Origin of the sequence: Xanthomonas pisi DSM 18956 (assembly GCF_001010415.1) — a bacterium.
Lineage (GTDB): Bacteria > Pseudomonadota > Gammaproteobacteria > Xanthomonadales > Xanthomonadaceae > Xanthomonas > Xanthomonas pisi.
Genome location: NZ_JPLE01000017.1, coordinates 1 through 12,572 on the forward strand (window position 1 = coordinate 1; position 12,572 = coordinate 12,572).

The following is a 12,572-nucleotide window of genomic DNA, read 5'->3' on the forward strand; positions in this document are numbered from 1 at the left end:
GACTCCCCAATCCCCGCCCCAAACGACAGGTCCATGACAGCTTCGCGGGACTAGGCTGCAGCCAACGCGCCACGGCGGTCGTCGTGGTGCATCGCTGAACGTGATTCACACATGTACCTGGGAGGGTCTGTGAGCAACGACACCTTGCGTCTGCGCGCCTTCACCGCCTGCGCTGCGATCTGCCTGGCACCGGCTGCACAGGCGGCCGATGACGCCGGCCCGGTCACTGCCGAGGTGGGCGGGCGCGTGCACTGGGATTTCACCGTGTTCGACAACGACGAACGCGGCACGCCCGAGCGCAACGACACCCAGTTCCGTCGTGTGTGGCTGGATGTGGCAGGCAAGTTCTATGGCTTCAACTACAAGGCCGAGGCGGAATTTGCAGGCTTGCAATACGAATCCGGTAGCCGCGGCATCCTGGCGCGCGATGTGTACATCGCCAAGAAGTTTTCTGCCGGTACGCTGACCGTGGGCCAGTTCAAGCAGTACTTCTCCCTGGACGACCGCACCGGCTCCAACTATGGCCCGTTCCTGGAACGCGGCTATGCCTCCACCACGCTGGCGCCGATCTATCGCAAGGCCATTTCCTGGCAAGCCAATCGCCCCGATGCCACCTGGTCCACGGCGCTCTACAGCCTGGAAAGTATCGACAATTCCTCGACCAAGGGCGGCGCGCTGGGCACGCGGCTGACCTTCGCACCGGAGATGGGCGAGGCACGGCTGCGCCACCTGGGCGTGTCGCTGGCGCACGAGCGCTACTCGCATCCGGGCAGCGACGGTGCGGCATCGCTGTTGATCCGGCCACGCCCGGAGAACGATCTGGCCAACAATAGCCGCATCACCTTGGCGCGATTTGCCGATGGCCGCGATACCGACTTCGACAAGTGGTCGCTGGAATATGCCGAAGTGCTGGGCCCGTGGTCGTGGCAGAGCGAATTCAGCGGCGGTCTGCTCGACGATGGCAGCCAGCATGCCAAGGTCCTGGCAAGCTACGGTCTGGTCAGCTGGTTCGTCACCGGCGAATCGCGCGGCTACGATCGCAAGACCGGCCGTTTCAGCCGTATCGCCACGCCCAATCGGCCCAGCGGCGCGTTCGAACTGGCGCTGCGCTACGACCACATGCGTGGCGACCAACATCTGGATGGACAGCCCAACTTCATCGATGCCAGCACGCAGTCGTGGACGTTGGGCGGCAACTGGTACTTCAAGCCGAATCTGCGTGTGATGCTCAATGTCATCGACAGCCGCAACCGCGACCGCACGATGAATGCGGTGGTCGATCACACGCTGGCGGTGACCGGCCGGTTTCAGTACGACTTCTGATGCACCGCTGCATCGCGCCACGGTTCCACCCCCTGTCGGCATGCGTCGCCGCGCTGCAGCGCCGTCGCCATGCACGCACGAAGGACGTCGCCTTTGCCGTTGCGGTAGCGACGCAATGAACGGCGTTCTTGCAGCTACGCACCACCACCGCAACGTGTCCTGCGCAGCGGTGCGCTCCACCCTCTCCCTGCCGTACGTCCCAAAGGATTTGCCCGCATGCTGACCGCGCTCGGTTTCGGAATGGTGATCACCTTCATGTACCTGATCATGAGCAAGCGGCTGTCGCCGCTGGTGGCTCTGATCACGGTGCCGATCGTGTTCGCGCTGCTGGGCGGCTTCGGCTCCGGCATCAACGAGATGATGCTCGAGGGCATCAAGAAGATCGCGCCCACCGGCGTGATGTTGATGTTCGCAATCCTCTACTTCGGGGTGATGATCGATGCCGGGCTGTTCGATCCGCTGGTCGGGCGCATCCTGCGGCTGGTCAAGGGCGACCCGCTGAAGATCGTGATGGGTACCGCGATCCTGGCGATGCTGATCTCGCTCGATGGCGATGGCTCCACCACCTACATGATCACCGTCTCGGCGATGCTGCCGCTGTACCAGCGCTTGGGCATGAACGCGCTCAACCTGACCTGCGTGACCATCCTCGCCAGCGGCGTGATGAATCTGACCCCGTGGGGCGGCCCCACCGCACGCGCGGCGACGGCGTTGCATGTGGACCCGGCCGATGTGTTCGTACCGCTGGTGCCGGCGATGCTGCTGGCCATTGCCGGCATCATCGCGCTGGCATGGTATCTGGGCATGCGCGAGCGCCGCCGCCTGGGCGTGGTGCGCCTGCCGGCCGACGGCAACTGGCTGGACACCAGCATTCCCGAGGACAACGACGCGCTGCCGCGCGTGGAAGACACCGAAGACATGAAGCGCCCCAAGCTGCTGTGGGTCAATCTGATCCTGACCCTGGCGCTGATGGCCGCGCTGGTGATCGGCGTGCTGCCGATGCCGGTGCTGTTCATGATCGGCTTCGCGCTGGCCTTGATGATCAACTATCCCAATCTGGCCGAACAGCGCCGCCGGCTGGTCAACCACGCCGGCAACGTGCTGTCGGTGGTGTCGCTGATCTTCGCGGCCGGCATCTTCACCGGCATCCTGTCCAATACCGGCATGGTCGAAGCGATGTCGCGCAGTTTCCTGGCGGTCATTCCGGACAGCTGGGGTCCGTATCTGGCGGTGATCACCGCAATCGTCAGCATGCCGTTCACCTTCTTCATGTCCAACGACGCGTTCTACTTCGGCGTGTTGCCGATCCTGTCCGAAGCGGCTGGCCATTACGGCATCACTCCGGTGGAAATGGCCCGTGCCTCGCTGGCCGGCCAGCCGGTGCATCTGCTCAGCCCCCTGGTGCCATCGACCTATCTGCTGGTCGGACTGGCCAAGGTCGACTTTGCCGACCATCAACGCTTCACCCTGAAGTGGGCGGTGCTGATCTCGATGCTGATGCTGGCGGGTGGATTGGTGTTTGGCTTGTTTCCGTTGGCGCGCTGACCGTCGCCGGGATTCGGCATTCGGGATTGGAGATTCGCAAAAGCGAACGCCAAAGCCCGCTGTTGCGAATTCCCTCATCTCCAATCCCGAATCCCAACTCCGAAGGAGTTCACCCAATGACTCTCCGCATCGCATACGTCACCAGCGGCATGGGCAGTGTCGGCACTGCGATCTGCCAGAAGCTCGCGCGCAGCGGGCACACCGTGGTTGCCGGTTGCGGACCCAATTCGCCGCGCAAGGCGTCGTGGTTACGCGAACAGCGCGAGCAGGGCTTCGACTTCGTCGCCTCCGAAGGCAATGCCGCCGACTGGGATTCCACGGTAGCCGCCTTCGCCAAGGTCAAGGCCGAAGTCGGCGAGATCGATGTGCTGGTCAACAACGCCGGCGGTAGCCGCGACACCTTGTTCCGGCAGATGACGCGCGACGACTGGAATGCGGTGATCGCCAGCAACCTGCATTCGCTGTTCAACATCACCAAGCAGGTGGTCGACGGCATGACGTCGCGCGGGTGGGGACGCATCGTCAATATCGGCTCGGTCAGCGCGCACAAGGGCCAGATCGGGCAGATCAACTTCGCCACCGCCAAGGCTGCGATGCATGGCTTCAGCCGTGCGCTGGCACAGGAAGTCGCCTCGCGCGGCGTCACCGTCAACACCATTTCGCCCGGCTATATCGCCAGCGCGTCGATCAGCAGTTTTCCACCGGATGTGCTCGACCGCCTGGCCACCTCGGTGCCGGTGCGCCGCCTGGGCAAGCCGGTCGAAGTCGCCGGCCTGTGCGCATGGCTGGCCTCCGATGATGCGGCCTATGTGACGGGCGCCGACTACGCGGTCAACGGTGGTCTGTACATGGGCTGACAGCGGCGGTTGGCTGCAAACGGCTGGCGTGCACGCATCGGCACGCCCGCTGCGATCGCGCAGAACGATTCATCCAGCGCCTGCAGCGCCGTGCCCGCGATCGGCAGGTACCGCGCTCCGGTCCTGCACGCTGCCTCCGATCTGCCAGCCGCTGCCGAGTTCGTGTTCGCCACTCCTGGCTGCCGATGTCCCGCTGCCCGGCGACCCACCACCCGTCAGCCGCGCCCGACTGGTGCGCATGACGCAATCGCGATCGCAGCGCTAGGACGCGTGTGCGCAATGGCGCAGCGCCTGTGCGCACAAGCGACCGCCACTACGCGAACAACCCGCCTCTAGTACGAACTGATTACACTCTGGCTTTTCCGCAGTGCGCTGCCATGGCCAAACCTTCAGAACGCACCACGCCCAATGCACGCCCGCAGATGGCCGACATTGCCCGCATGGCGGGCGTGTCCGAGTCCACCGTGTCGCGCGCCTTGGCTGGCAGCCCGGTGGTGGCAGAGCGCACCCGCGCCTACATCAAGCAGATCGCCGCCGATGCCGGGTATCAGGTGGACCCGGTCGCACGCAGCCTGCGCGCCAGGCGCTCCAACACCGTGAGCGTTGCGGTGCCGATGATGCACGCGCTGGACCAACCGCTGTCCGATCCGTTCCTGATGACCATGCTGGCGCTGCTGGCCGAAGAGCTCACCGGGCGCGGCTACAGCATGCTGCTGTCCAAGCTGGACCGGCATCAGGACGGCTGGGTGGAGCAGCTCGCACGCGGCAGCCGCTCCGACGGCGTGATCGTGCTCGGGCAAAGCTCCGAACATGCCGCACTGGACGAAGCCGCACGCGACGGCCTGCCGATGGCCGTGTGGGGTAGCCGCATCGATGGCCAGGCCTACATCAGCGTGGGCAGCGACAACTTCCAGGGCGGCGCGCTCGCCACCGAACACCTGATCGCCAGCGGCCGCCAGCGCATTGCGTTTCTGGGCGACGACCAGCTGCCGGAAGTGGCGCCGCGGTTTGCCGGCTACCGTCACGCCCTGGAGCGGCATGGGCTGGAATTCGACACCCGCCTGCATGCGCGCAGTCATTTCGTCAGCGAAGATGCCTACCGCCTCACCCGCGCCATGCTCAAGAAGACCGATCCACCGGATGGCCTGTTTGCGGCCTCCGACGTGATCGCCGTGGGCGCCATTCGCGCCCTGGTCGAAGCCGGCCATCGCGTGCCGCAGGACATCTCGCTGGTGGGCTTCGACGATATTCCGCTGGCCGCCTACAGCCAGCCACCGCTGACCACGGTGCGGCAGGATCTGGGCCTGGCCGCGCGCCTGCTGGTAGACAGGCTATTGGCGCTGATCGCGGGTGAGACAGTGGAATCGGTTGAAATGCCCGTGAAGCTGGTGGTGCGCGAGTCTGCTTGAGGCGGGGATTCGGGATTCGGGATTGCGGATTGCGGATTGNNGGGAGAAGGTGCCCGAAGGGCGGATGAGGGGGGGGACGGCCAGTCGGTCCACCGTACTCGGCAACCCAGGCAACCCGGCAGGCATGCACGTCTCGCATCTTCGGCAGCCGGCGATATCAGCAAGGTATTCCTACGAATCTGCCAATATCACTTTCGACTTGCGGACCCGCACGCACAGCATCGCCACTGCGGCGGCCAGCATCAGCGCGCCGGCCAGGCGGATCACGTTGCGCGGGTCGCCGTGCAGCAGCCGCTCGTAATACAGCGGCAGGGTGACGATCTGGATCAGCATCGGCAGCACGATAAACAGATTGAACAGGCCCATGTACACGCCGGTGCGCTCGGGCGGAATGCTGTCGGCAAGCATCAGATACGGATTGCCCATCATGCTGGCCCAGGCCAGTCCAATCCCGATCATCGGCAGCAGCAACAACCAGCGGTTCTCGATGCCTGGCAGCACCCACATACCGACACCGGCCGCCAACAGACAGGCCGCATGCGTGTACTTGGGGCCGAAGCGGCGGACCACCGGCACCATCGCAAATGCCGCCACGAACGCGATGAAGTTGTAGAACCCACCGATCTGCCCATTGACCAGACCGGCCTCGCGGAAGCCGTGCGAGGTGGCGTCGGTGGTGCCGAACAAGGTGGTCGACAACGACAGTACGATGTACTGCCAGTAGCAGAAAATCCCATACCACTGGAACAACATCACCGGCGCCAGCTGACGCATGGTGGGCGGCATCGCGCGCAGGGCGCCGACGATTTCGCGCACGGTTGCGCCCAGGCCGGCGCCGCTCTGACGCATGCGCGCGATCTCGGCCGGCGCAAGCACAGGCTCGCGCACGCTGCGCGCAGTCAGCAGGATGGACGCGGCCGAAAAGCCCGCGCCGATCACGAACGCGGCAATGGTGACGTAGGGAATATGGTGCGCGTTGGCAGCGTCCTGATTCATGCCGAACCACACCAGCAGCGGCGGGGTCAGGTACGCCAGCGTCTGCGCCAGGCCGGTGAACGCGCTTTGGGTGAGATACCCGAGTGGCCGCTGCGGTGGCGCAAGCACATCGCTGACCAGCGCACGGTAGGGCTCCATCGCCACGTTGTTGGCCGCATCCAGGACCCACAGCAGGCACACCGCCATCCACAACGCGGTACTGAACGGCATCGCCAGCAGGCACAGGCTGCACACCAGCGCACCGAGCACCATGTACGGCATGCGGCGGCCCCAGCGGGTCACCGAGCGGTCGCTCCACGCGCCGACGAAGGGCTGCAGCACCAACCCGGTGATCGGCCCGGCCAGCCACAGGTACGGCAGGCTGGCGTGATCGGCGCCCAGGTAGTTGTAGATCGGGCTCATGTTGCTCTGCTGCAACCCAAAACTGTATTGCACGCCGAAGAAACCGGCATTGAGCGCCAGGATGCGCGCGAAAGAGAGCGGAGGAGCGGTCGACGGCATGCGGGGCCCAGGGCATCGGTGCGGCTCCCAGTGGCCGCAGCGCACTGTACCCTGCCGGTTATGCAATCGATTGTAACGCTGCGCCGCAACAAGTCACTCCGAAGAAAACAGTCACTTTATCCGGTGCTTGAAATGCTGCGTTGCAAGATTGCAATCGATTGTAGTCGGGCGTATTACTGCGCTCGCGCTGCAGGCCGCACGGCCATTCCCTGGGAGGGGACGATGCAGGCGTCGGCATACCACCACCTGTGAGAGAGAGAATCGCGATGTCCACCTTGCACACCCTGCGCCTGCATGCCCTGGCCTGTGCGGTCGTTTCCTGCCTGTGCGCGCCCGCCGCGCTGGCTCAGGACACCGCCGCCGCACCTGCCACTCCGCCGGCCGCCGACAGCGCCGCGGTCAATCTGGATTCGGTGTTCGTCACCGGCACCTCCACCGCCACCACCAAGTTGAAGTCCAGCGTGTCGGTCAGCACCGTGGGCGCCGAGGCGATCGAGCAGTCGGCGCCGCGCAGCACCGCCGAGATCTTCCGCAACATCCCAGGCATCCGCTCCGAATCCAGCGGCGGCGAAGGCAACGCCAACATCGCCGTGCGCGGCCTGCCGGTGGCCTCCGGTGGCGCCAAGTTCCTGCAGCTGCAGGAAGACGGCCTGCCGGTGATGGAATTCGGCGACATCGCCTTCGGCAATGCCGATATCTTCCTGCGCTCGGATTTCACGCTGGATCGCATCGAAGCCATCCGCGGCGGTTCGGCCTCGACGTTCACCAGCAATGCGCCCGGCGGCATCATCAACTTCATCAGCAAGACCGGCGACACCGAAGGCGGCAGCGTCGGCGTCAGTCGCGGCCTGGACTACGACAACACCCGCATCGACTTCAATTACGGCGCGCCATTCGCCGAGCACTGGCAGTTCAACATCGGCGGCTTCTTCCGCCAGGGCGACGGCGTGCGCGATGCCGGCTACACCACCGACAAGGGCGGCCAGCTCAAGGCCAACCTCACCCGCCTGTTCGAGAACGGCTACGTGCGTGTGTACGGCAAATACCTCAACGACCGCGCCGCCGGCTATCTGCCGGTGCCCACTTCGGTGCGTGGCCGCGACGGCTCCCCGGACCTGGGCGGCTTTGCCGGTTTCGATCCGGGCAACGACACCTTGTACAGCCGCAATTTCCCCACCGATGTCGGCCTGGATGGCAACAACCGGCCGCGCCGCACCGACCTGGGCGACGGTATGCATCCGATCTCGCGCACCATCGGCGCCGAAGCCTGGTTCGACCTGGGCAGTGGCTGGAACCTGAGCGAGAAATTCCGCATCGCCGACAACAGCGGCCGCTTCGTCAGCCCGTTCCCGGCCGAAGTCACCGATGCCGCCTCGCTGGCATCGTCCATCGGCGGCGCCGGCGCGCAGCTGGTGCAGGCCGATGGCCCGAATGCCGGCCAGGCCTACACCGGCACCGCGATCCGCACGCATCTGTTCAATGTCGCCATCAACGATCTGGGCAACGTCACCAACGACCTCAGCCTCTCGCGCGAGTTCGATGGCGACGGCCGCACGCTGAATCTGCGCATGGGCTATTACAGCTCGCGCCAGACCATCGACATGGACTGGACCTGGAACTCCTACGTGCAGAGCCTGGGCCGCGACTCGCACCTGCTCAACGTGGTCGACGCAACAGGCGTGTCGCGCTCGCAAAACGGCCTGTATGCGTACGGCACCCCGTTCTGGGGCGATTGCTGCATCACCCGCAGCTACGACGTGCGCTACGACGTCAACGCGCCGTACGTCGCCCTCACCTTCGACAGCGGCAAGTTCAGCATCGACGGCAGCCTGCGTTACGACATGGGCGATGCGCGTGGCAGCTACAGCGGCACTGCGATCGCGCAGAACCTGGACGTCAACGGCGATGGCGTGATCCAGCCGGTGGAGCAGCGCGTGGCCACGGTCGACACCGCCAACGCACGCCCGGTGGACTACGACTGGAACTACCTGTCGTATTCGTTGGGGACCAATTATCTGATCAACGATGACCTGGGCGCCTTTGCGCGCATCAGCCGCGGCGCTCGCGCCAATGCAGATCGCCTGTTGTTCGGCGTGGTGCGCGACGATGGCTCGGTGTCGTCCGACGAGGGCGTCAACGTGGTGCGCCAGGCCGAAGCCGGCCTGAAGTGGCGTCGCGACGGGCTGAGCCTGTTCGCCACCGCGTTTTCCGCACGCACCCAGGAGCAGAACTTCGAAGTCACCAGCCAGCGCTTCTTCAACCGCAGCTACGAAGCCCACGGCGTGGAGCTGGAAGCCAGCTATCGCTACGAGGGCTTTACCGTCAACGGCGGCCTGACCTGGACCGATGCGGAGATCTCCCGCGACCAGATCACCCCGGAAAACACCGGCAATGTGCCGCGTCGTCAGGCCGATGTCGTCTGGCAGCTGACCCCGAGCTATCGCGGCGACGGCTACCAGTTCGGCGTGAACCTGATCGGCACCACCGATGCCTACACGCAGGATTCCAACCAGCTGAAGATGCCCGGCTACACGCAGGTCAACCTGTTCGGCGACTACCGCGTGACCGATGCGCTCACCGTTGCGCTCAACGTCAACAACCTGTTCAACACCTTTGGTCTGACCGAAGCCGAAGAAGCCACGATTCCGGCCAACGGCATCATCCGCGCGCGCTCGATTGCCGGCCGCACCACCAGCATCAGCCTGCGTTACGACTTCTAAGGACCCCGCGCCGGGCCCAGGCCCGGCGGCTTCCAATGAGCACCTCCCTCATCGATTCCACCGCTTGGCGCGCGGCCTTTGCCGCGTCACTGGATGCACAGCACGCCCCCTCGTTGCTGACGCGTTTTGACCAACACGCACCGCGCCTGCTGCAGGCGCTGCAGTCGCTGTATGGGCAACGTCCCGACTACGCGGCGTGGTTGACGCAGTGGCTGGCCGCACTCGGCAGCAGCGCGCAACAACGCCCCCAGGCATTACAACAGCTCGACGCCACCCGCACGCCCGGCTGGTTCGGCGCACAGCACATGCTGGGCTACAGCGCCTACGTGGACCGCTTCGCCGGCACCTTGCAGGGCGTGGCCGAACGCGTGCCCTACCTGCAGGAGCTGGGCGTGCGCTACCTGCACCTGCTGCCCTTCCTGCGCGCACGCGCCGGCGACAACGACGGCGGTTTCGCGGTCAGCGACTATGGCCAGGTCGAGCCCAGCCTGGGCAGCAACGACGACCTGGTCGCCCTGACCACGCGACTGCGCGCATCCGGTATCAGCCTGTGCGCGGACTTCGTGCTCAACCACACCGCCGACGATCACGCCTGGGCAATGGCCGCACGCGCCGGCGATGCACGCTATCTGGACTACTACCACCACTTCGCCGACCGCAGCCTGCCCGACCAGTACGAAGCCACGCTGGGGCAGGTGTTTCCGCATACCGCACCGGGCAATTTCACCTGGGTGGAGGACACCGCGCAGTGGATGTGGACCACGTTCTATCCCTACCAGTGGGATTTGAACTGGAGCAACCCGGCCGTGTTCGGCGAGATGGCGTTGGCGATGCTGCAGCTGGCCAACCTGGGAGTGGAAGCGTTCCGCCTGGATTCCACCGCCTATCTGTGGAAACGCACCGGCACCGACTGCATGAACCAGCCCGAGGCGCATACCTTGCTGGTGGCGCTGCGTGCGGTCACCGACATCGTCGCGCCGTCGGTGGTGATGAAGGCCGAGGCCATCGTGCCGATGGCCGAACTGCCTCCCTACTTCGGCAGCGGCGCAGACCAGAGCCACGAATGCCATCTGGCTTACCACAGCACGCTGATGGCGGCTGGCTGGTCGGCCTTGGCGCTGCAACGCGGCGATATTCTGCATCAGGTGATTGCACACAGCCCGCCATTGCCGGCCAACTGCGCATGGCTGAGCTATGTGCGCTGCCACGACGACATCGGCTGGAACGTGTTGCAGCACGAAGCGGCAGGCAATGCCGCGCAGCCGCCATTCGCACTGCGCGATGTTGCGCGCTTTTATGCCAATGAGGTGCCGGGCAGTTACGCGCGCGGCGAGAGTTTCCAGAGCAGCGGCGACGGCGTGCACGGCACCAACGGCATGGCCGCCGCACTCGCAGGTATCCAGGCCGCGCAGGAGACCGGCGATGCAGCGGCGTTGCGCATTGCAGTGGATCGCTTGGTGCTGCTCTATGCCATCGCGCTGGCGATGCCGGGCGTACCGCTGATCTACATGGGCGACGAACTCGCACTGCCCAACGACATCGGTTACCGGATGGATGCGCACCGTCAGCATGAAGGCCGCTGGCTGCATCGCCCGACGATGGACTGGCAGATCGCGACGCAGCGCAACGATGCAAATTGCCTGGCCGGGAAGGTGTATCGCCGACTACGCGCATTGATCCAGCAGCGTGCTGCACTTCCCGCCCTGGCCGCTGATCAGGCGCTTGGCAGCATTACGCTGGGCGACCCGCAGCTCTTTGCGTTGACGCGTGGCGACAGCTTCCTGGCCGTGCATAACTTCGGCGAGCAGCCACGTGAGTTGACGCTCGCAGCGATTGGTGGTGATGGATGGACGGTGTTGCCGACTGACGATGATGTGGATGCCGCAGCGCCGAGCGATAGCGCGGTGCTTGTGCTCCCGGCTTACGGCGTTCGTTGGTTGAAGCGTGATGTTTGAGCATGCCCGGCGTGATGCGCCGAGCGGTGATCTGCAGCGTTTTGGGTAAGCCGCACCCTCATCCCAGCCCCTCTCCCGACGGGAGAGGGGCTTGCACCTCTTGCACCTGGATTTTTATCGCTTCGCCCGAATGACTGGGCCTTCTCATCGACCTGGCGTCACCGCTTTCGGTACGCGATGAGCGGCAGGCACCTTACGGTTATTGAGATGCAAAGCGAAAACCTAAGAGCAACTAACAAGACGACTGCGCTCAGCGCCAGGCGGGCGCGGCCGGTGCTCGGCGCGGCATGTCCCACGCGTACACTGCGGTTCCTCCGCGTCGCCGACGCCCACCTGACGACTGCTCGCTACGTTTTATAAGCCGCTCTAAGCAGCAACGATCGATGGATCGTCGCTGCTTCCCATGTTTCTGCTGGTGTCGCTGTCGCAAGACTTCAGCAGAAAAATCGGACGACAACCGGGATCAGCGCTTCGCGAGTTCGAGCAAGGTCTCAGCTGTCTTTTCCGACGAAGCCGGGTTCTGGCCGGTCACCAGGGTGCCGTCGGCAATCACATGCACCGCCCAGTCGGCCTTCTTCTCGTACTTCCCACCGAGTTCGGTGAGCACGTCTTCGACCAGGAACGGCACGATCTTGGTCAGACCGACCGCCTCTTCTTCGCCATTGGTGAAGCCGGTCACGCGCCGGCCGTTGACCAGCGGCTTGCCATCGCTGCCCTTGACGTGACGCAGTGCGCCGGGCGCGTGGCAGACCAGGCCGTGCGGCTTGTCGGCTGCGGCAAAGGCTTCGATCAGCGCGATCGACTGCTTGTCTTCGGCCAGGTCCCACAGCGGGCCATGACCGCCCGGGTAGAACAGCGCATCGAAATCCTCTGCTTTGACGTCGGCAAGGCGATGCGTGGTGGCCAGCACCTTCTGCGCATCGGCATCCTGCTTGAAGCGCTTGGTGGCTTCGGTCTGCGCATCGGGCTCGTCGCTCTTCGGGTCCAGCGGCGGCTGGCCGCCCTTGGGCGAGACCACGGTGATGTCGGCGCCGGCGTCCTTGAAGACGTAGTACGGCGCGGCGAATTCTTCCAGCCAGAAGCCGGTCTTCTTGCCGGTATCGCCCAGCTGGTCGTGAGACGTGAGCACCATCAAGATTTTCATCGCATTGCCTCGTGTTATGGCCCGGATCGGGCGAGGCATGCAGTGTGCAGTCCGGCTCGTTGCAGCCTCGTGTAGACCGCACGGGCGTGCCTGCGCAGGTTCACCGACGCGATCACCCTGTG

At 65.0% G+C, this 12,572-nt stretch carries 8 protein-coding genes and 1 other RNA gene; 7 read left to right on the plus strand and 2 right to left on the minus strand.

What is annotated here, in order from left to right; genetic code table 11:
* The first annotated feature begins 129 nt into the window (after positions 1-129).
* The 4 genes from Y887_RS04715 to Y887_RS04730 all read left to right on the plus strand — a co-directional run bounded on the left by Y887_RS04715 (position 130) and on the right by Y887_RS04730 (position 5,134).
* Positions 130-1,323 carry an OprO/OprP family phosphate-selective porin gene (locus Y887_RS04715; protein WP_046963375.1) on the plus strand — a complete coding sequence of 398 codons (1,194 nt, stop codon included), beginning with the start codon at positions 130-132 and terminating at the stop codon, positions 1,321-1,323.
* 216 nt (positions 1,324-1,539) lie between these two features.
* A complete protein-coding gene (locus Y887_RS04720; protein ID WP_046963241.1) occupies positions 1,540-2,868 on the plus strand; it encodes a CitMHS family transporter in 1,329 nt (442 codons plus the stop codon).
* A 116-nt stretch (positions 2,869-2,984) separates the two neighbouring features.
* Complete coding sequence (gene phbB, locus Y887_RS04725) at positions 2,985-3,725, plus strand: acetoacetyl-CoA reductase (RefSeq protein WP_046963242.1); 741 nt, start codon at positions 2,985-2,987, stop codon at positions 3,723-3,725.
* 377 nt (positions 3,726-4,102) lie between these two features.
* On the plus strand, positions 4,103-5,134 hold the full coding sequence (locus Y887_RS04730) for a LacI family DNA-binding transcriptional regulator (RefSeq protein ID WP_046963243.1): 1,032 nt from the start codon (positions 4,103-4,105) through the stop codon (positions 5,132-5,134).
* Between the two features lie 171 nt (positions 5,135-5,305).
* On the opposite strand, the gene Y887_RS04735 is transcribed toward Y887_RS04730, so the two are convergent.
* Positions 5,306-6,631 (minus strand): MFS transporter, encoded by a 1,326-nt coding sequence (locus Y887_RS04735; RefSeq protein WP_046963244.1) that lies wholly within the window; start codon positions 6,629-6,631, stop codon positions 5,306-5,308.
* A gap of 266 nt (positions 6,632-6,897) precedes the next feature.
* On the opposite strand from Y887_RS04735, the gene Y887_RS04740 reads away from it, so the two are divergent.
* The 3 genes from Y887_RS04740 to Y887_RS18630 all read left to right on the plus strand — a co-directional run bounded on the left by Y887_RS04740 (position 6,898) and on the right by Y887_RS18630 (position 11,669).
* On the plus strand, positions 6,898-9,351 hold the full coding sequence (locus tag Y887_RS04740) for a TonB-dependent receptor domain-containing protein (RefSeq protein WP_046963245.1): 2,454 nt from the start codon (positions 6,898-6,900) through the stop codon (positions 9,349-9,351).
* Positions 9,352-9,386: 35 nt separating this feature from the next.
* Positions 9,387-11,306, plus strand: a complete 1,920-nt coding sequence (locus tag Y887_RS04745) for an alpha-amylase family protein (RefSeq protein WP_046963246.1) — start codon at positions 9,387-9,389, stop codon at positions 11,304-11,306.
* Positions 11,307-11,593: 287 nt separating this feature from the next.
* Positions 11,594-11,669, plus strand: a non-coding RNA gene (locus Y887_RS18630) — sX9 sRNA.
* Positions 11,670-11,769: 100 nt separating this feature from the next.
* Here Y887_RS18630 and Y887_RS04750 read toward each other — a convergent pair.
* Complete coding sequence (locus Y887_RS04750) at positions 11,770-12,450, minus strand: type 1 glutamine amidotransferase domain-containing protein (RefSeq protein WP_046963247.1); 681 nt, start codon at positions 12,448-12,450, stop codon at positions 11,770-11,772.
* Between the last annotated feature and the right edge of the window lie 122 nt (positions 12,451-12,572).

Coding starts and splice junctions, on each gene's coding strand:
- Y887_RS04720 (WP_046963241.1), top strand. CDS start 1,540: ATGCTGACCGCGCTCGGTTTCGGAATGGTGATCACCTTCATGTACCTG.
- phbB (WP_046963242.1), top strand. CDS start 2,985: ATGACTCTCCGCATCGCATACGTCACCAGCGGCATGGGCAGTGTCGGC.
- Y887_RS04730 (WP_046963243.1), top strand. CDS start 4,103: ATGGCCAAACCTTCAGAACGCACCACGCCCAATGCACGCCCGCAGATG.
- Y887_RS04735 (WP_046963244.1), bottom strand. CDS start 6,631: ATGCCGTCGACCGCTCCTCCGCTCTCTTTCGCGCGCATCCTGGCGCTC.
- Y887_RS04740 (WP_046963245.1), top strand. CDS start 6,898: ATGTCCACCTTGCACACCCTGCGCCTGCATGCCCTGGCCTGTGCGGTC.
- Y887_RS04745 (WP_046963246.1), top strand. CDS start 9,387: ATGAGCACCTCCCTCATCGATTCCACCGCTTGGCGCGCGGCCTTTGCC.
- Y887_RS04750 (WP_046963247.1), bottom strand. CDS start 12,450: ATGAAAATCTTGATGGTGCTCACGTCTCACGACCAGCTGGGCGATACC.